The following is a 17,485-nucleotide window of genomic DNA, read 5'->3' as shown; positions in this document are numbered from 1 at the left end:
ACGATCAGCGCCGGGTGTCGAGAATCTCGGCACGCGGATCGCGCGGGATGCGCGGTGGCGGGCGGGTCGGTCGCGTGCCCTCACCCGGTACCGGTGCGACCACGGGCGGGCGCGGATTGATGACTGGCGGCCGTGGCCGGAACGGTCCCCGATACGGCACGAAGACCGGATAGATGCGCTCGGACGACCAGCCCCGATCACGGCAGCGCTGATCGGCTTCGACGACGTAGGGATCGTCACAGACTTCATCCCGTTCCTCCGGCTGCGAGTTGGCCGCCGCTTCGGCTCGCAGACGATCGGCAGCGGCGCTATCGGCAGCCGCCTGCTCGCGGCGATCGTTGCCGGCTTGCTCCAGATAGCGGCGATAACGCTCGGCAACGACCGCCGCTTCCTCCGCCGGTGGTGGCGCCGACGGCAGGCGGACGCCTTCGCGGCCATCACGCGCTTCACGAGTGCCGTCCGCCTGGTTGCAGGGCTGGTCCTGGAAGATCGGCGTGCCGTTCAGAGCCTGGCAGCGATAGATGTCACCCCCGGCCGCGACCGGCCGCAGCACGCCGGTCAGCGCCAGCAACAGCAGCGTCGAGACCGACAGGATGGGCAGAGCCTTCATGCCTGTTTCGACCCGTGGCTGCTCGCGACGTTCAAGCCCGGTCGCCCCGCATCGCCCGCACCTTCTCCTCCAGCACCGCCGCAGTCGCGTCCTCGGGCGCGATCGGCGCAGCCGCCAGCAGTTCGATCTCGGCGCGAAAGCGGCGCGGCAGGCGGGCCCGGCGCAGTTGCGAATCGATGCGCGACCACATGCTGCCCCAGAGGCCACGCACCGCCAGCGGGACGACCGGCACCGGGTTCGCGGCCAGAATCTTTTCGATGCCGGACTTGAATGGCTGGATGCTGCCATCCGGCGTCAGCCGGCCTTCCGGGAACAGGCCGATGATCTCGCCATCCTTCAGCGCCTGGTCGATCTCGGCGTAGGCGCGTTCGAGCATTTCCGGGTCTTCCTTCGCTGGTGCGATCGGAATCGCCCGCGCGGTGCGGAACAGGAAGTTCATGCCGGGAATCCTGAAGATCCGGTGATCCATCACGAAGCGCAGCGGCCGGCGCACGCTGCCGCCGACGATCAGCGCATCGACGAAGCTGACGTGGTTGCAGATGACGATCGCCGGGCCTTCCTCGGGAATGTTTTCCAGCCCTGAAACGCGGATGCGATACAGCACGCGGATCATCATCCAGGCGATGAAGCGCATCAGGAATTCCGGCACCAGGCCGTAGATGAATATCGCCACACCGGCGTTGAGGATCGCCGCCGCCAGAAACAGTTGCGGGATATTCAGACCAAGCTTCAGCAGCGCGATCGCCAGCATCGCCGAGGCGACCATGAACGCGGCGTTGAGGATGTTGTTGCCGGCGATGATCCGCGAGCGGTGACTGGCAGCGGAGCGGGTCTGGATCAGCGCGTACAGCGGCACGATGAACAGGCCGCCGGCAACACCGATCAGCATCAGATCAACCAGCACGCGGACGCTGCCGGCTTGCGCCAGCCAGGCCGCCGCACCGAGGCCAATCGTCGTGGCTTCACCCGGTGCCGCGAAGTACAGATCGGCCCCGAACAGGCTCAGGCCGATCGAACCGAGCGGCACCAGACCGATCTCGACCCTATCGCCGGACAAGCGCTCGCAGAGCAGCGAACCCAGGCCGACGCCGAGCGAGAACACGGTCAGCAGCAAGGTCACCACCTGCTCGTTGCCGCCCAGGTTCAGCTTGGTCCAGTTCGGCAACTGGGCGAGGAAGGTGGCGCCGTAGAACCAGAACCAGGAGATACCGAGCACCGACAGGAACACCGTGCGGTTGCTGCGCATGAAGGCGATGTTGCGCCAGGTTTCGCTGAACGCGTTCCAGTTGATCTTCAGATCGGGCGCGGCCGCCGGTGCCGTCGGAATCGCCCGCGCGGTGAGATAGCCGAGCACCGCGATGGCGACGATCACCACACTGACGCCAGGCACGCCATAGCTGCGCGCGATCAGCCAGCCGCCGAGCATGGTCCCGAGCAGGATCGCCAGGAAGGTGGCCGCTTCGACCCAGGCATTGCCGGTGATCAGCTCGGCGGGATGCAGCGCCTGCGGCAGGATCGAATACTTCACCGGGCCGAACAGCGCTGACTGCGCGCCCATCAAAAACAGCACGCCGAGCAGGAACGGCACCTGGCCGAGATACAGGCCGATCACGCCGAGACCCATGATGCCGATCTCGACGAACTTGATGATCCGGATCAGCCGCGATTTCTCGTACTTCTCGGCCAGCTGGCCAGCCGTTGCCGAGAACAGGAAGAAGGGCAGGATGAACAGGCCGGCGGCCAGGTTCACGTACAGGTTGATCTGGTCCTGGCTCAAGCCGGCGATGCCGAAGCTGACCAGGATCACCAGCGCGTTCTTGAACACGTTGTCGTTGAACGCGCCCAGCGTCTGAGTCCAGAAGAACGGGCCGAAGCGATGGGTGCCGAGGAGCTTCTCGCGAGGGGCGTCTTGCATGCGCAGTCTCATCGTTCAGATGCGCCAGCCTCGCATGAAGATTGGGGCACGACCACGTGCAGCCCGATGTGCGTGCGCTTCAAGGGCACGCCCGGTGCCATGGCGCCGCCCTCGCCGCATCGCTATCGTGTCGGCCCAGATTGAGGAGAACCACAATGGATTTCGCCCCCAGCCCGCGTACGCAGGATTACCTTCGCCGCATTCGCGCCTTCATCAAGGACCGCGTGCTGCCGGTGGAAGCGCAGCATCTGCGCGAGATCGCCGAGCGCAAGGTCGGCGGCGACTGGACGCAGTGGACGGTCAGCCCGGAGTTCGAAGCGCTCAAGGCCGATGCCAAGGCGCAAGGCCTGTGGAACCTGTTCCTGCCGGACCCGGATCTCGGCGGCGGCCTGAGCCATGTCGAGTACGCAACGCTGGCCGAAGAGATGGGCAAGAGCCTGCTGGCGCCGGAAGTGTTCAATTGCTCCGCACCCGACACCGGCAACATGGAAGTGCTCTACAAGTACGGCAGCGATGAGCAGAAGGAAACCTGGCTGAAGCCGCTGCTGGCTGGCGAAGTCCGCTCGGCGTTCTGCATGACCGAGCCCGATGTCGCCTCATCCGACGCCACCAACATGCGCGCCACGGCAATCGTCGAAGGCAACGAAGTCGTGCTCAACGGCCGCAAGTGGTGGTCGTCCGGCATCGGCCATCCGAACTGCAAGGTGGTGATCTTCATGGGCCTGTCGCAGCCGGATTCGGCGCGCCACAGCCAGCATTCGATGGTGCTGGTGCCGATGGACACGCCGGGCATCACCATCAAGCGGATGCTGCCCGTGTTCGGCGAGTACGACCCGCCGGCCGGCCATGGCGAGGTCTGGTTCGACAACGTGCGGCTGCCCGCCTCGGCGATCATCAAGGGCGTCGGCAAGGGCTTCGAGATCGCCCAGGGCCGGCTCGGCCCGGGCCGCATCCATCACTGCATGCGCTGCCTCGGCGCTGCCGAACGCGCCCTGCAATTGATGATCGAACGCGGGCTTGATCGCGTCGCCTTCGGCAAGCCGCTGATCAACCTCGGTGGCAACCGCGAACGGATCGCCGATCTGCGCATCGCCATCGATCAAGCGCGCCTGCTGACCTTGTACGCCGCGTGGAAGATTGACAAGGTCGGCGCGCTCGCGGCACTGACGGAAATCTCGGCGATCAAGGTCGTCGCGCCGAACGTGCTGCAGACCGTCGTCGACGCGGCGATCCAGATTCACGGTGGCGCCGGTGTCGCCTACGAAACCATTCTGCCGATGCTTTATGCGCAGGCGCGTGTGCTGCGCCTGGCGGACGGCCCGGACGAAGTCCATCGCGGCATGATCGCCAAGGTCGAACTGGCGAAGTACGGCAGCCGCCTGGCCAAGCTGAAGGAGTCGCAGTCTTGACTCGCGTCTTCATCACCGGCGGCGCCTCCGGCCTCGGCCGCGCACTGGCCGAAGCCTATGCACGCAAGGGCGCGCGGGTCTGTATCGGCGACATCAACGCCGCGCGCTGTGCGGAAACACTGGCGGCCCTGACCGCACTCGGCGCCACCGCGCATGCCCTGCCCTGCGATGTCACCGACGAGGCCAGCCTGCAAGCGGCGGCCGATTGGTTGCAGGCGAACTGGGGCGGTGTCGATCTGGTGTTCAACAACGCCGGCGTTGCCGATGCCGGCGGCATCGATGAAATGCCGATCGCCGACTGGCAGTGGATGATCGACATCAACCTGCTCGGCGTGGTGCGTGGCTGCAAGGTGTTCACGCCGATGCTCAAACGCCAGAAGTCCGGGCATCTGATCAACATCGCGTCAATGGCCGGCTTGATCCATCCGCCGATGATGTCGGCCTACAACGCGACCAAGGCCGCCGTCGTCGCGCTCAGCGAAACCCTGCACGCGGAACTGCATCCGCATGGCATCAAGGTCAGCGTGGTCTGCCCCGCGTTCTTCCGCACCAATCTCGCCGAGTCGGTCCGCACCGCGAATGCCGACATGGCAAGGCTGACCTCGAAGCTGATCAACAAGTCGCAGATCGGTGCCGACGAGATTGCCGCGCAGGTCTTGGCCGGTGTCGCGAAAGGCGATTTCCATGTGCTGACCCACGTGAAGGAAAAACGCATCTGGTTGTTCAAGCGCGCGGTGCCGTTTGCGATCTATGCCGCAGCGATGCGCCGGCAGATGGCGAAGATGATGGCCAAGCGGAAGCCGCTGTCCTGAAGCCAGCGATCGACTCGATCGGCCGTCTTCGTTTTTCCATCGCTATGTAAACCACCTAATATCGGCGCTCCCACATCGCTCCGGTTTCATCCATGCGCCTGTCCTTCGCCTTCGTCGCCCTGTTCGTTCTCAGCTTCACCGCCCGGGCGGAGGAAGCCGTGCGCGTGTTCGCGGCCGCCAGCCTGAGCAGCGCGCTGAACGAGATCGGCAAGCAGTGGCAGCAGGCCGGACATCCGGCGCCGAGCCTGGCCTACGCGGCGTCGTCGGCGCTGGCCAAGCAGATCGAAGCCGGCGCGCCGGCCGATCTGTTCGCCTCGGCCGATCTCGGCTGGATGGACTACGTCGAGCAGAAGACCAAGCTGGCGCCGGGCACGCGCATCAGCCTGCTCGGCAACGCCCTGGTGCTGATCGCGCCGAAAGGCCGCAGCTTCAAGGTCGACATGCGCGCCGGTGGCGATCTGGCCAAGGCCTTCGAGGGCAAGCTGTGCACCGGCGAAACCAGCTCGGTGCCCGCTGGCATCTACGCCAAGCAGAGTTTGACTGCGCTGGGCTGGTGGGACGCGCTGCAGGGCCGCATCGTCGGTGCCGATGACGTGCGCACCGCGCTCGCCTTCGTCGAACGCGGCGAATGTGCGGCCGGTATCGTCTACGCCACCGATGCGGCGATCAGCGACAAGGTCGAAGTCGTCGCGACCTTCCCGGCCGACAGCCACAAGCCGGTGATCTACCCGTTCGCGCTGATCGCCGACGCGCGGCCGGAAGCGGCGGCGTTCCTCGACTATCTGAAAACCTCGTCTGCAGCAGCCACGGTCTTCCAGCGCAATGGCTTCGTGCTGCTGACACCCCGATGACCCCGGCATGACCTTGACGCCGGACGAGTGGCAGGCGCTTGCGCTGTCCGCGAAAGTTGCGAGCTGCGCAACCCTGATCTGCCTGCCGGCCGGCATCGCCCTCGCCTGGCTGCTGGCCCGTCGCGAGTTTCGCGGCAAGCTGCTGGTCGACGCACTAGTGCAGTTGCCGATGGTGCTGCCGCCGGTGGTGCCCGGCTATCTGCTGCTGCTGTTGCTCGGCACCCAGGGGCCGGTCGGTGGCTGGCTGCAGGCGCAGTTCGGCATCGTCCTCGCGTTCACCTGGAAAGGCGCGGTGCTGGCCTCGGCGGTGATGGCCTTTCCGCTGATGGTTCAGCCGGTGCGGCTGGCGTTCCGGATGATCGATCGTCGTCTGGAACAGGCGGCGAGCACGCTCGGTGCAGCACCCTGGCGCGTGTTCCTGAGCGTCACCCTGCCGCTGGCACTGCCCGGCATCATTGCGGGCGCCATGCTGTGCTTCTCGCGCAGCCTCGGCGAGTTCGGCGCGACCATGGCTTTCGTCGGCAACATCCCTGGCGAGACCCGCACCCTGCCGCTGGCGATCTACAGCTTCACGCATCTGCCCGATGGTGAAGCGGCGGCACTGCGGCTGACCTTGCTGTCGATCGCGCTGGCCTTCGCGGCCTTGATCGCCAGCCATCTGATCACCCGTCGCACCGAGCGCCTGCTCGGCCAGCTTGAACCGCGAGGCCGCGATGCTGGCGCTTGATGTGGTGCTGTCGCGTGGCAGCTTCACCTTGCACGCGAAGACCACGATCGGCCCCGGCGTCACCGGCATCTGCGGCCCGTCCGGCGCGGGCAAAAGCACCTTGCTGAGCCTGATCGCCGGCCTGCTGAAGCCACAGCGTGGCTCGCTGCATTTCGGCGATGACTGTCTGGTCGACGTCACCCGCCAGCATTTCCTGCCGCCCTGGCAACGTCACTTCGGCCTGGTGTTCCAGGACGGCCAGCTGTTCCCGCATCTGAGCGTGCGCGACAATTTGCTGTACGGCTGGAAGCAGCTGACGCCCGATGCGCGTCGATTCACCCTGGCGCAGGTTGCGACCCTGCTGGAGATAGACGGCCTGCTCGATCGCCGGCCGCTGCAGCTATCCGGCGGCGAGCGCCAGCGGGTCGCGCTCGGTCGGGCACTGCTGTATTCGCCGCGCCTGCTGCTGCTTGATGAGCCGCTGTCGTCGCTGGACGAACGCCTGAAGCAGCAGATCCTGCCGTTCCTGAAGCGGATCAAGACCGAGACCGGCGTGCCGATGATCTATGTCAGCCATTCGCGCGCCGAGGTCGACTACCTCGCCGATCGCGTGCTGACCGTCGATGCCGGCCTGCTGCACGACTGACGGCGACGTGGCCCTCGTTGGCCCGGCGACCGGATGACACCGCGGATCCGCGATCGCCCCCATTATCACTGCGGCATCGATCCCTCATTTGCGTGAGTGAGAGATTCGCCGATGCTGCGCGGGTAACCTGCCACGGCGCGGGACGATAGATGCGGGCAAGACTCTGCACTGCCCCATCGGGAACCACTCGGCCAGGCGGGGCGTGCAGGCGCAAGTGCGCGCCGCGGCGTCTTCCGCTCGGCTGGTTCTCAAGACTCCTGATCTCCGCGCAGTCATAACAAGACCACCGCAAGGACTTCGAGGAGAGAGGATATGAAGGCAGCGATCTACTTCGGCGCGGGCGATATCCGTTGCACCGACATCGCAGACGCGCGCATGCAGGCCGATCACGAGATTCTCGTTCAGGTCACCGGCACCTCGATCTGCGGATCGGATCTGCACCTCTACCGCGGTGCGCTCGATGCGATCATGGAAAAGGGCAAGTCCCAGACCGGGCATGAGCTGATTGGCGAAGTCGTCGCGGTCGGCAAGGCCGTCACCCGCTTCAAGCGGAAGGACCGGATCAGCATGGGCTACTCGGTATCCTGCGGACACTGCTTCATGTGCGAGGCCGGTCAGACCGCCCATTGCGAGACCACCCACAGCGCTGTCTACGGCTTCGGTGTGCCGTTTGGCAACATCAATGGCACACACGCCGAAGCCCTGGTCATCCCTTACGCGGAAGGGCACGCGATGCGGATCCCGGACGGCATATCCGACGAGGCGGCCGTGACGCTGTCATGCAACCTGCCGTCGGCCATCATCGCCAACCGTCTGGCCAACATCGGCATCGGCGAGACCGTCGCCCTGATCGGCTGTGGACCGACCGGCCTGATGACCCTCGACATCGCCCTGCAGCGTGGGCCCGGCCGCCTGGTCGTGCTCGACAAGCTGGAGTACCGCCTCGATATAGCGAGGCGCAAAGGCGCGATCGGCATCAATACCGGCGACGAGGACTGGAAGGAACGGGCGCTCGCCGAAACCGGCGGCCGCGGCTTCGACAAGGTGATCGAGGTCGTGGGGCTTCCGGAATCCCTGCAGATGAGCCTCGACCTGGTGCGCGCCGGCGGCATGGTGGCCGCGATCGGCGTGTTCTGCGATTCCACCTTCAACCTGGACCTCGCCAACGTCTTCCTGCGCAACATCAGCCTGCACATGAACGGCTTTGCCTCGGTGCAACCGTTCATGGCGGAAGCGCTGGGCCTGATCGAGTCCGGTGTGATCCAGCCGGAACACTACTTCTCGCACAGCTTTCCGCTGATGCGGATCGATGAAGCCTTCCGTGTGTTCCACGACAAGCAGGACTCGGCGATGAAGATGCTGATTCGTCCCTGAGCCACTGGGTGGGCGCGGTGGAACATCGTCGAGGCCATCTGGTCAACGGCCGCGACCTCACATCACGCCGGACGCAACCTCCGGCATCTGCTCCAGCGCGTCCTCGATGATCTCCAGCGAATGCCGGCATTCCTGCTGGCTGGAGATGCCGCCGAGGCAGACGCGCACCGCTTCCGGCGCCGGACCGGTGACGGTGAAGGCATCGGAGACCACCACGCCGACACCGCTCGAACGCAGATGGGTGGCGAACTCGATGCGGTTCCATGGCGCCGGTACCCGCAGCCAGAGGTGGAAGGCTTCGGGCTGCGCCGAATAGTCGGCGCGCTTCAGCACTTCGGTGGCGATCGCCTGTCGCGCCCGGGATTCTTCGCGGATCGCTTCGGTGGCCAGTTTCACGGTGCCGTCGTTGATCCATTGCGTGGCCAGCATCGTGGTGATCGGCGAAGCCATCACGCTCGAGGTGCGCAGGCTCGACGACAGCCGCGCCGTGTAGCGCGTGTTCGGCGCCGCCAGATAGCCGACTCGCAAACCGGCGCCGACGCACTTCGCGAAACCGGTGACGTGGAACACCAGTTCCGGCGCCAGCACGGCGAGCGGCACCGGCGCGATGCTGGGCAGGAAACCGTAGGCATCGTCCTCGATGATCGGCACCGAGTAGCGGCGGGCAATCTCGACGATCGCTTCGCGGCGCGCCTGCGACATGGTCGCCGTCGTCGGGTTCAGGAAGGTGGGATTGCAGTACAGCGCCTTCGGCAGCAACGAGGCGCAGGCAGCACCGAAGGCTTCGGGGTCGATGCCTTCATCGTCGCTGGGCAGGCCCATCAGGCGAATGCCGAGCTGCGCTGCCAGGCCTTTCACGCCGGGATAGGTGATCGCTTCGCAGCAGATCGTTTCGCCGGGCCGCGCCAGCACCGAGAACAGCGCCAGCAATGCCGACTGCACGCCGGGCACCACCAGCACGCGGTTCGGCTGCAGATCCGGGATGCGCTCGCCGAGCCAGCGCGCACCGGCCTCGCGATCCGCCGGGCCGCCGCCGAACTCCTGATAGCGCAGCAGCGCGTGCAGATCCGGCACTTCGCGCAGCGCGGCGAAACCGGCGCGCAACCGCTGCTGGGTGATGCCGTCCTGTGGCTCCGGCGGCATGTTCATGGTCATGTCGATCAGACCGACCGCGGCTGGCGAGCGGACCACGGTCGGCGTCGGTGTCGCCGGAAGCACGAAGGTGCCACGGCCGGCCTGGGAGTCGATCAGCTTGCGGCGCTGGGCTTCGGCGTAGCCGCGCGAGACGGTGGTGAAGTTGAGATCGAGATGCTTGGCCAGCGCGCGCAATGGCGGCAGACGCTGCTCGGCGGCGAGCCGGCCGGCCTGGATGTCATCGGCAATCGCATCGGCAATCGCCAGATAGGCCGGCTTGCTGCTGGCCCGGACCATCGCAGCCCAGCGGTTCGGCGTCGTGCTCATCGAAAGGGATCTCGGTTTCGGTGCAGCCGGGTCATTCGTCGCTCGGATCGTGCAAGGGGCAAGCCACAGCGACTGTCCAGCGCCGTGATACGACGAAGGCATGCAACAGCGCCTCATCGGGCTACAAGTAAATTTCTCATCAATTCATCAGCCTGCGGTGATGATCGCACGGTGATTGCATCGTGGAAAGCCGGTAATGGCATATCGATTGCTGCAGCTTCCGGGACTGCGCCGTACGGCGTGGCGGCGGTCTGCATCAACCACGGAGCCGGGTCATGCCCGAAGTCCACTTTCGCGTTCGCTGGCCGGATCAGTCGGCCACGCGCTGCTACTCGCCATCGACCACCATTCGCCGCGCGCTGGGGCCGGGGAAGAGCTATCCGCTCGGCGAGTTCGTGGCGATCAGCCGCGCAGCGCTGGAACGTGGCAGCGAGCGGGTGCGCCGCAAGCATGGCTTTGCCTGCGGCCATGCCGAAATGCAGATCGCGATCATCGAAAGCTTCGCCGCTCGCTTCGCCGACCAGCCGGATGCGCAGGTGACGATCGAGGCCTACGAGGATTGATCGTTGACGCAAAAAGCCGGACACCTGCAGCGGCCATTTCGCAGCAGGTGTCCGGGTACCGCGACAAGCTTGTGGACAGCGATCAGAACGAGATGAAGAAGCCGACGTTGTAGTTCGAGGTATTGATCGTCGCGCCGCTGTTGGCTTTCGACTTGGCGTCGGTGTACTCGGTGGTCAGGGTCAGGTTGTCGAGCAGCTTGTGATACAGGCCGATCGTGTACTTGCTGTTTGCCTTGAGCAGATCGCCGCCATCGGCATCGCCATCGGTGGTGTTCAGGCGGCTGATGCCGTAGTTCGCGCCGAGCGTGGTCTTGGCATAGGTGTAGGTCGCCTGGATGTAGCCGCCCTGGGAGACGCGTGCCTTGCCGGTCGGCGAAAAGCCTTCGATGAAGTACGAATACGCGCCCAGACCTTCGCCGTAATAGTAGTGGCCGACCAGCGCGGCACCGGCGTAAGCGACCTTGCTGGTGACATCGAAACCGAGTGCCACCGGATTGCGGTCGGTCAAGGTAGCGCCGGCACCGGCCACTGTCAGTTCCTGCTTCTGGTAGAGGCCGTCGGCGGACACGAAGCCGTTGAGGCCCGTGGTCGCGCCGAACTTGTACTTGACCTGCCCCTGGATCTGCGGCGCTGGCTTGGCCGACGCAGTGGAACCCGCGCCGATGCCGGTCAGCGCGATCGCATCGAGCGGCTGATAGATGCCGGCCGATACGGTCAGGCCGCTGAAGCTCGGCGTGGTGTAGGTGATGCCGGCGTTCGGCGTCGAGAACAGATGGCCGAAGCCGATCGTGCCGAGCGTGGTGTTGGCCGGCGAGGTCGCGGTGCGCACGCTGGCGACACCGACGGCGATCAGCGTGATGTCGTTGACGATCGCGTCGAAGCCGAGCATCGAGTAATCGCGGCCGACTTTCAGCGTGCCGAGTTCGGCGGTGCTGAACGTGGCGTAGACCTGTCTGATGTCGAGGTTCGGACTGCCGAGCGCAACGTTGCCGGCACCGCTGCCCAGATTCGGGCCGTTGCCGAACGCGAAGTCGTTGTTCGCCACACCCGGATAGAAGCCATAGAACACGGCGGTGTCGACGCCGGAAACCTGGGTCTTCACGCCGAGCACGATGCCATTCGGCAGATTGCCGGAGTTCAGGCTGGAAGCCTTGCCCGAGGCGCCCGCCGGCGCTGCGCACAACAGACTGCCAGCCACCACGCCGGGGTTCTTGTCGCAGTTGGTGAAGGTGTAGTTGGTGTTGACGTTGCCGGACACGCTGAAGGTGATGCCGCCGGTTTCAACGGCAAATGCCTGCGCGGCGCCGCTGCCCAGGCTGGCGCCGAGAAACATCAGTGCGGCGCTGCCGCGCGCCAGAATGCGAGTGTTGCTGGTCATGGTGTAGCTCCCTAGTTGATCGATCGAACGCCGCGAGACGGCTGGGAACCCGAAGCGCTCGCTGGCGGGTTCGGCGATCGCAGGAGCAAACGATATGCCAACTGTTGCAAATAATTAGCGATCAATTTATCTGATTGTTCTGCAATGTGTTGCTCTTCAAGGGAATTCCTGCACGCGACAATTTTTCGCGGCATCGGCGGCGTCTGGGTTCACGAAAACCGGCCGCAAAGGATGCGATCACTCAGCCAGACCGGTTGAAGATCGATATTTAGCCATTGTTTTTGATCGATTTTATTCGCCAGCCAGCAATCGAAAAGCGCTTCGATGCAATGCGATCACTGCTGCAGAAGACCAATCGGGGCCGACCGGAATCCCCAAAATCACTGCGCAACAGTTCTGATCGTTCGAGCCAGATGCACCTTTTCGCAGCATTCACTGCGCTGATCTGTCGAATCCAGGCCCGATAGAGCAATACAATTCCGAAACATCACAAACACTTGCAAGCAGTGTTTCGAACTGGTGCAGACATTCCGCGATCACCGGGCATCTGCCGAAGCGGCGCCTGAAGCGCTTGAGAACCCGGAAAGAATCGATAGCCGCCGCGCAGGTCGCCATCAAAGAACGGTCTTTTCGCTTCCGATAGGCCATGAACAAGGCCTCTTACTCGGCACACATCATGAGAATCGAATCGGCACGGAAAGCTTCTGCAACGCTGTCCGCACTGTTCTGGCGCGCTGAATCAGGGCGCGCGCCCTGATTTCAGGCGAAAAATTCCTGCCCTAGCAGCACTCACTGTGGCGATCTCAGCCGAGGCTTCTGCGCCGGCTGATCGAACTGCCAATCAAAACTTCAGGGAAACCAACAATTTCCCATACTGATTGCACAGTGATCGCATTTTTTTGCCGATCTATGGCACGTGGATTGCGATACCCCTGGCGTGACGCCGCCCTCTGGCGCACTGCCCTTCACCCGCTTTCCACCGTTCCCATTGCGTCGCTCATTCGCGCCGCCATCAGCCAGGAGTCGATCCATGCCAGCAGTCACCACCACCCCGACCAAGAAAGGCGATTTCTTCGTCGATTACGAAGAGAAGGTCTTTGAAGACGTGAAGGCCAAGCCAGGCGAGAAAGCGCTGGTGACCTTCCACACCGTGGCTTTCGAAGGCTCGATCGGCCTGGTCAACATTCTTCAGGCCAAGCGCCTGCAGCGCAAAGGCTTCGAGACCTCGATCCTGCTTTACGGTCCGGGCGTCACCCTGGGCATCCAGCGCGGCTTCCCGACCATCGGCGATGAAGCCTTCCCGGGCGCGCAGAACTTCGCCGGCCAGCTGAACGCGTTCATGGCCGAAGGCGGCAAGGTTTATTGCTGCCGCTTCGCGCTGCAGATGCTCTACGGCCACGGCGAGCATTCGCTGCTGCCGGGCATTCGGCCGATCAACCCGCTCGACGTGCTGGACCTGTGCCTGCTGCATCGCGAAGGCGCGTTCGTCATCCACACCTGGACGGTCTGATTCCCGCCGAACGCTTTTGCTCCAGCCCCACCCGCTGACTGCCGAGCTGCGAGCGCCTCCTCAACGCGCGCAGTTCCCGGTCAGCCGGGTGGTGGCGTTTTCAGCTCACACCGCATCCTGATGCACCCAGAACGGATCTCCGTCATGCCCGCCAAGAACATCGTCCGAGTCGCCGCCGCCCAGCTGAACCCGGTGCTCGACTCCGCGACCGGCACTGTCGACAAGGTGCTGAAAGCGATCGCCGACGCCGCCATCGAGGGCGCGCAGCTGATCGTGTTTCCGGAAACGGTGGTGCCGTATTACCCCTATTTCTCGTTCGTCATGCCCGCGGTTTCGATGGGCGCGACGCATCTCAAGCTGTACGAAGATTCGCCGACCATTCCCGGCCCGGTCACCGATGCGATTGCCGCCGCCGCGAAAGCCGCCGGCATGGTCGTGGTGCTCGGCGTCAACGAGCGCGATCACGGCACGCTCTACAACGCCCAGGTGATCTTCGACGCCGACGGCACCCTGCTGCTCAAGCGCCGCAAGATCACGCCGACCTATCACGAGCGAATGATCTGGGGCATGGGCGATGGCTCCGGCCTGAAAGTCGTCGAATCGGCTGTCGGCCGCATCGGCGCGCTGGCCTGCTGGGAGCACTACAACCCGCTGGCTCGTTATGCACTGATGGCGCAGCACGAGGAAATTCACTGTTCGCAGTTCCCGGGCTCGCTGGTCGGCCCGATCTTCGCCGACCAGATGGAAGTGACGATGCGCCACCACGCGCTGGAATCCGGCTGCTTCGTGGTCAACGCCACCGCCTGGCTGACGCCGGAACAGAAACGCTCGCAAGCGCCGACGCCCGAGCTGGAAAAAGCCTTCGCCGGCGGCTGCTACACCGCGATCATCACGCCCGAAGGCCGCCACGTGGTCGAACCGCTGCGCGGCGGCGAAGGCCTGCTGATCGCCGACTGCGACATGAATCTGATCACCAAGCGCAAACGGATGATGGATTCGGTCGGCCACTATGCGCGCCCCGAACTCCTGAGCCTGGTGCTCGATTCCCGCGCCACGGCTCCTGTTTCAGGCTTGCCGACGCCGGAGGTTTCGACGCCGCTGAGCGGTCCTGAAACGCAGCCGCTCGATGCACCAAGTTCAGACCGCGTCATCCCCCTGCCCGACGCTCGCAAGGCGGCGCTGCGCTGATTCTTGCTTGAAGCCCTTATTCATTCGTCATCCAGGAGCCGTCCATGGAAACCGCCAACACTTCTCAGCTGCTGACCGAACTGCAATCGCAGGGTCTGCGTCTGGCGGATGCTTCCGCCGGCGCGCCCAGCCGCCGCGGCGGCGCCGGCCCGAGCGACCACAAGGCGGTGACCGTCGACGGCCGCACGATCATGGTGCCGGTGCACTCGGCGGGCGCGATGGCATCGGCCTACGAAGTCAGCGCGCCCGGTGCTGACGGCAAGGCCACGCTCAAGCGCAACGCGATTCCGATCAAGGAAATCTCCTTCCCGAAGCAGCCGCGCTTCTACAAGATGCAGACCTTCGACGGCATTCCGTACTGGAAGATCGCCACCCTGCACGGCGCCGACGTGCTGGCGACGACAGTGCTGCAGACCTGCGTGCGCTATGGCCGCCGCGCCACGTCCTGCCAGTTCTGCGCGATCGGCGAATCACTGGCCGGCGGCCGCACGATCAATCGCAAGACGCCGGAGCAGCTTGGTGAAGTGGCCCGCGCCGCGATGCTGCTCGACGGCATCAAGCACATGGTGATGACCACCGGCACCCCGAACTTCACCGATCGCGGCGCCGAGATTCTTTGCGAGTCCGCGTTCGGCGTGAAGGCGGCCACCGTCGCTCACGCCGGCTTCGCCAGCGGGCTGCCGATCCAGGCGCAGTGCGAGCCACCGGACGACGCGCGCTGGTATCAGCGCATGAAAAACGCCGGTGTCGACACGCTGGGCATGCACATCGAAGCGGTCACCCAATCGGTGCGCGAGCGGATCATGCCGGGCAAGGCCACGGTCGACATCGAGCAGTACCTGACTGCCTTCGACGACGCCGTGCAGGTGTTCGGCCGCGGCCAGGTTTCGACTTATATCCTGTACGGCCTCGGCGATACCCGCGAAGCCGTGCTGGAGATGAGCGCGAAGCTCATCGCCCTCGGCGTCTATCCCTTCGTGGTGCCGTTCGTGCCGATCCAGGGCACGCCGCTGCAGGACCAGCGCTCGCCGAATCCGGTCGAGATGCGCGAGCTGCTGGAACCGCTCGGCAAGATGCTGGTTGCCGGCGGATTGAAGTCCGCGGACATCAAGGCCGGCTGCGGCAAGTGTGGCGCTTGCTCGTCGTTGTCGGCCTATGAAAAGGCTTGACGCCATGATGACCGCCGACTGGATTCCCGCCTGCGCGGCCAGCGAAACAGTCGCCGCGTATCGGCCAGTGGAATACCGCGTGAAGCTGGCGACCGACGGCTGGGAGCTGCGTGAAGCGCTGGCGCTGCGCCGTGCCGTGTTCTGTGCCGAGCAGCGCTTGTTCAACTTCACCGATGCCGACGACATCGACGAGGCCGGCGCGCTCACGCTCGTCGCCGTGTCCTGCATCCACAGCATGGCCGAGGACGTGGTCGGCACGGTGCGCGTCCATGCCTTGGGCAACGGCGTCTGGCAGGGCTCGCGGCTCGCCGTGCGGCGTGACTACCGCGGCCAAGCCTGGCTCGGCAGCGAGCTGATCCACCTCGCCGTCAGTCTTGCGCATGCGCGCGGCGCGACGCGCTTTCTGGCCCAGGTGCAGCAGCAGAACGTGGCGCTGTTCGAGCGCCTGCACTGGCGCGCGATCGAAGCCATCGAGCTGCGCGGCCGGCCGCACATGCGCATGGAAGCGGACCTCGCCCATTACCCACCGTGCACCACCTTCGAGCTGGGTTTCCTGACCACCTTGCGGAGTGCTGCGTGAGCGACAGCCTCGACAGCCTGATCGCCGAACTGCGCAATGGCCGCGGCGTGGCCCACAAGCGCGACATCGGCGCGGTGGTCGCCGCGCTTGGCGTCGGTGGCGACAGCGCGATTGCCGTCGGCGATGACTGCGCGGCGATTCCCGATCCTTCCGGCAGCGGCTGGTTGCTGCTGGCGATCGAAGGTTTCCTCAGCGAGTTCGTCGAACGCGAGCCGGTGTTCGCCGGCTGGTGCGGCGTGATGGTCAACGTGTCGGACATCTACGCGATGGGCGGCCGGCCGATCGCCGTCGTCGATGCGATCTGGAGCCGCGATGCCGTACGCGGCGGCGCGATCCTCGAAGGCATGGCGGCGGCCGCGAAGGTCTACGGCGTGCCGGTGGTCGGCGGGCACTCGAATGCGCGGGCCGGCAACGAACAACTGTCGGTTGCCATCCTCGGCCACGCCAACGCCTTGTTGAGCAGCTTCGAAGCGAAGCCCGGCGACGTGCTGATCTCGGTCGTCGATCTGCGTGGCGGCTATCGCCAGCATTTCTCGAACTGGGATGCCGCCAGCGGCAGCGATCCGGAACGCCTGCGCGGCGATCTGGAAATCCTGCCCAAGCTCGCCGAAGACAAGCTCTGTTGTGCGGCGAAGGACATCAGCAATGCCGGCCTGCTCGGCACCTTGCTGATGCTGCTCGAATGCTCGGGCGTCGGCGCAGAAATCGATCTCGACCAGGTGCCGATGCCGGCCGATGCCGACCCCGCACGCTGGCTGCTGCACACCTTCCCCAGCTACGGCTTCGTGCTGGCGGTGCGGCCGAGCCGGGTCGATGAAGTGCTGGCCCGCTTTCAGGCGCGCGATCTCTCGGCGTCGGCCATCGGCCGCTGCACGGCGTCTCGTCAACTCCACTTGAGCGAAGACGGCGACACCGCGCTGGCTTGGGATTTCAACGAGGAAGCGCTGATTGGCTGCGGGCCGGATGCCGCGCCCCACGGTCCAACCGAATCACTCCTTTCCAACCTGGCGCCCACTCATGCCTGAAGTCCGCTTCGAAGTCCGCTGGCCCGACGACTCCACTTCGTTGTGCTACTCGCCGTCATCGACGATCCGCGATTACTTCAATCCCGGCCAGCCATATCCGCTCAAGGACTTCGTGCGCCTGAGTCAGGCCGCGCTGAATCACGCCAGCGAGCGCGTGCGCCAGCGCTACGGCTTTGCCTGCTCGAGCGCGGCGCAGCAGCTTTCCGAAATCGAACGTCGCGCCCTGGCCTACGAAGCCAGCGCTGGCGCCACCGTCACTGTGCTGCGCTTCGAATAAGCGCCAGCACC

The 17,485-nt window shown here is 65.1% G+C and carries 17 protein-coding genes; 13 read left to right on the top strand and 4 right to left on the bottom strand.

What is annotated here, in order from left to right; all coding sequences use genetic code 11:
• Nucleotides 1-4: 4 nt before the first annotated feature.
• Both G513_RS0120100 and G513_RS0120095 read right to left on the bottom strand, forming a co-directional pair.
• Complete coding sequence (locus tag G513_RS0120100) at nucleotides 5-610, bottom strand: DUF4124 domain-containing protein (protein WP_022978655.1); 606 nt, start codon at nucleotides 608-610, stop codon at nucleotides 5-7.
• Between the two features lie 31 nt (nucleotides 611-641).
• A complete protein-coding gene (locus tag G513_RS0120095; protein WP_028475802.1) occupies nucleotides 642-2,525 on the bottom strand; it encodes an MFS transporter in 1,884 nt (627 codons plus the stop codon).
• A gap of 155 nt (nucleotides 2,526-2,680) precedes the next feature.
• Here G513_RS0120095 and G513_RS0120090 point away from each other — a divergent pair, with 155 nt between their 5' ends.
• From G513_RS0120090 to G513_RS0120065, 6 genes are all read left to right on the top strand, one after another.
• Nucleotides 2,681-3,934, top strand: a complete 1,254-nt coding sequence (locus G513_RS0120090; protein WP_022978653.1) for an acyl-CoA dehydrogenase family protein — start codon at nucleotides 2,681-2,683, stop codon at nucleotides 3,932-3,934.
• On the top strand, nucleotides 3,931-4,746 hold the full coding sequence (locus tag G513_RS24365; RefSeq protein ID WP_022978652.1) for an SDR family oxidoreductase: 816 nt from the start codon (nucleotides 3,931-3,933) through the stop codon (nucleotides 4,744-4,746). The genes G513_RS0120090 and G513_RS24365 overlap by 4 nt, the downstream gene beginning before the upstream one ends.
• Nucleotides 4,747-4,838: 92 nt before the next feature.
• On the top strand, nucleotides 4,839-5,597 hold the full coding sequence (gene modA / locus G513_RS0120080; protein WP_022978651.1) for a molybdate ABC transporter substrate-binding protein: 759 nt from the start codon (nucleotides 4,839-4,841) through the stop codon (nucleotides 5,595-5,597).
• 7 nt (nucleotides 5,598-5,604) lie between these two features.
• Nucleotides 5,605-6,324, top strand: a complete 720-nt coding sequence (modB, locus tag G513_RS0120075; RefSeq protein WP_022978650.1) for a molybdate ABC transporter permease subunit — start codon at nucleotides 5,605-5,607, stop codon at nucleotides 6,322-6,324.
• Nucleotides 6,311-6,949 carry an ATP-binding cassette domain-containing protein gene (locus G513_RS0120070; RefSeq protein WP_028475801.1) on the top strand — a complete coding sequence of 213 codons (639 nt, stop codon included), beginning with the start codon at nucleotides 6,311-6,313 and terminating at the stop codon, nucleotides 6,947-6,949. The genes modB and G513_RS0120070 overlap by 14 nt, the downstream gene beginning before the upstream one ends.
• A gap of 312 nt (nucleotides 6,950-7,261) precedes the next feature.
• Nucleotides 7,262-8,323, top strand: a complete 1,062-nt coding sequence (locus tag G513_RS0120065) for an alcohol dehydrogenase (protein ID WP_022978648.1) — start codon at nucleotides 7,262-7,264, stop codon at nucleotides 8,321-8,323.
• 57 nt (nucleotides 8,324-8,380) lie between these two features.
• On the opposite strand, the gene G513_RS0120060 is transcribed toward G513_RS0120065, so the two are convergent.
• Nucleotides 8,381-9,784 (bottom strand): aminotransferase-like domain-containing protein, encoded by a 1,404-nt coding sequence (locus G513_RS0120060; protein WP_022978647.1) that lies wholly within the window; start codon nucleotides 9,782-9,784, stop codon nucleotides 8,381-8,383.
• A gap of 275 nt (nucleotides 9,785-10,059) precedes the next feature.
• Between G513_RS0120060 and G513_RS0120055 the strand changes: the two genes are divergently transcribed.
• The gene (locus tag G513_RS0120055; RefSeq protein WP_022978646.1) at nucleotides 10,060-10,347 is read left to right on the top strand and encodes an MSMEG_0570 family nitrogen starvation response protein; all 288 of its coding nucleotides are present in this window, start codon (nucleotides 10,060-10,062) and stop codon (nucleotides 10,345-10,347) included.
• A gap of 82 nt (nucleotides 10,348-10,429) precedes the next feature.
• Here the strand turns inward: G513_RS0120055 and G513_RS0120050 are convergent, their stop codons facing one another.
• A complete protein-coding gene (locus G513_RS0120050) occupies nucleotides 10,430-11,725 on the bottom strand; it encodes a porin family protein (RefSeq protein ID WP_022978645.1) in 1,296 nt (431 codons plus the stop codon).
• Between the two features lie 1,030 nt (nucleotides 11,726-12,755).
• Between G513_RS0120050 and G513_RS0120045 the strand changes: the two genes are divergently transcribed.
• The 6 genes from G513_RS0120045 to G513_RS0120020 all read left to right on the top strand — a co-directional run bounded on the left by G513_RS0120045 (nucleotide 12,756) and on the right by G513_RS0120020 (nucleotide 17,474).
• Nucleotides 12,756-13,235: an MSMEG_0572/Sll0783 family nitrogen starvation response protein gene (locus tag G513_RS0120045; RefSeq protein WP_022978644.1), complete on the top strand. Its 480-nt coding sequence runs from the start codon at nucleotides 12,756-12,758 to the stop codon at nucleotides 13,233-13,235.
• Nucleotides 13,236-13,379: 144 nt separating this feature from the next.
• Nucleotides 13,380-14,423, top strand: coding sequence for a Nit6803 family nitrilase (locus G513_RS24360; RefSeq protein ID WP_022978643.1), 1,044 nt, complete (start codon nucleotides 13,380-13,382; stop codon nucleotides 14,421-14,423).
• A gap of 44 nt (nucleotides 14,424-14,467) precedes the next feature.
• Entirely contained in the window at nucleotides 14,468-15,592 is a 1,125-nt protein-coding gene (locus tag G513_RS0120035) for an MSMEG_0568 family radical SAM protein (protein WP_022978642.1), read from the top strand.
• A gap of 4 nt (nucleotides 15,593-15,596) precedes the next feature.
• Nucleotides 15,597-16,172 (top strand): MSMEG_0567/Sll0786 family nitrogen starvation N-acetyltransferase, encoded by a 576-nt coding sequence (locus tag G513_RS0120030; RefSeq protein WP_022978641.1) that lies wholly within the window; start codon nucleotides 15,597-15,599, stop codon nucleotides 16,170-16,172.
• Entirely contained in the window at nucleotides 16,169-17,197 is a 1,029-nt protein-coding gene (locus G513_RS0120025; protein WP_022978640.1) for a sll0787 family AIR synthase-like protein, read from the top strand. The genes G513_RS0120030 and G513_RS0120025 overlap by 4 nt, the downstream gene beginning before the upstream one ends.
• Nucleotides 17,190-17,474, top strand: coding sequence for an MSMEG_0570 family nitrogen starvation response protein (locus G513_RS0120020; RefSeq protein WP_022978639.1), 285 nt, complete (start codon nucleotides 17,190-17,192; stop codon nucleotides 17,472-17,474). The genes G513_RS0120025 and G513_RS0120020 overlap by 8 nt, the downstream gene beginning before the upstream one ends.
• Nucleotides 17,475-17,485: the final 11 nt, after the last annotated feature.

Origin of the sequence: Nevskia ramosa DSM 11499 (assembly GCF_000420645.1) — a bacterium.
Lineage (GTDB): Bacteria > Pseudomonadota > Gammaproteobacteria > Nevskiales > Nevskiaceae > Nevskia > Nevskia ramosa.
The sequence above is the reverse complement of the archived record's forward strand: the minus strand, read 5'-3'. Positions and strand labels throughout refer to the sequence as shown.

What these genes read in the sequence shown, in the direction of transcription:
- G513_RS0120030 (WP_022978641.1), top strand. Translation starts at nt 15,597, where the DNA reads ATGATGACCGCCGACTGGATTCCCGCCTGCGCGGCCAGCGAAACAGTC.
- G513_RS0120090 (WP_022978653.1), top strand. Translation starts at nt 2,681, where the DNA reads ATGGATTTCGCCCCCAGCCCGCGTACGCAGGATTACCTTCGCCGCATT.
- G513_RS0120065 (WP_022978648.1), top strand. Translation starts at nt 7,262, where the DNA reads ATGAAGGCAGCGATCTACTTCGGCGCGGGCGATATCCGTTGCACCGAC.
- modB (WP_022978650.1), top strand. Translation starts at nt 5,605, where the DNA reads ATGACCTTGACGCCGGACGAGTGGCAGGCGCTTGCGCTGTCCGCGAAA.
- G513_RS0120070 (WP_028475801.1), top strand. Translation starts at nt 6,311, where the DNA reads ATGCTGGCGCTTGATGTGGTGCTGTCGCGTGGCAGCTTCACCTTGCAC.
- G513_RS0120020 (WP_022978639.1), top strand. Translation starts at nt 17,190, where the DNA reads ATGCCTGAAGTCCGCTTCGAAGTCCGCTGGCCCGACGACTCCACTTCG.
- G513_RS0120060 (WP_022978647.1), bottom strand. Translation starts at nt 9,784, where the DNA reads ATGAGCACGACGCCGAACCGCTGGGCTGCGATGGTCCGGGCCAGCAGC.
- modA (WP_022978651.1), top strand. Translation starts at nt 4,839, where the DNA reads ATGCGCCTGTCCTTCGCCTTCGTCGCCCTGTTCGTTCTCAGCTTCACC.
- G513_RS24360 (WP_022978643.1), top strand. Translation starts at nt 13,380, where the DNA reads ATGCCCGCCAAGAACATCGTCCGAGTCGCCGCCGCCCAGCTGAACCCG.
- G513_RS0120095 (WP_028475802.1), bottom strand. Translation starts at nt 2,525, where the DNA reads ATGCAAGACGCCCCTCGCGAGAAGCTCCTCGGCACCCATCGCTTCGGC.
- G513_RS0120100 (WP_022978655.1), bottom strand. Translation starts at nt 610, where the DNA reads ATGAAGGCTCTGCCCATCCTGTCGGTCTCGACGCTGCTGTTGCTGGCG.
- G513_RS0120035 (WP_022978642.1), top strand. Translation starts at nt 14,468, where the DNA reads ATGGAAACCGCCAACACTTCTCAGCTGCTGACCGAACTGCAATCGCAG.
- G513_RS0120050 (WP_022978645.1), bottom strand. Translation starts at nt 11,725, where the DNA reads ATGACCAGCAACACTCGCATTCTGGCGCGCGGCAGCGCCGCACTGATG.
- G513_RS0120045 (WP_022978644.1), top strand. Translation starts at nt 12,756, where the DNA reads ATGCCAGCAGTCACCACCACCCCGACCAAGAAAGGCGATTTCTTCGTC.
- G513_RS0120055 (WP_022978646.1), top strand. Translation starts at nt 10,060, where the DNA reads ATGCCCGAAGTCCACTTTCGCGTTCGCTGGCCGGATCAGTCGGCCACG.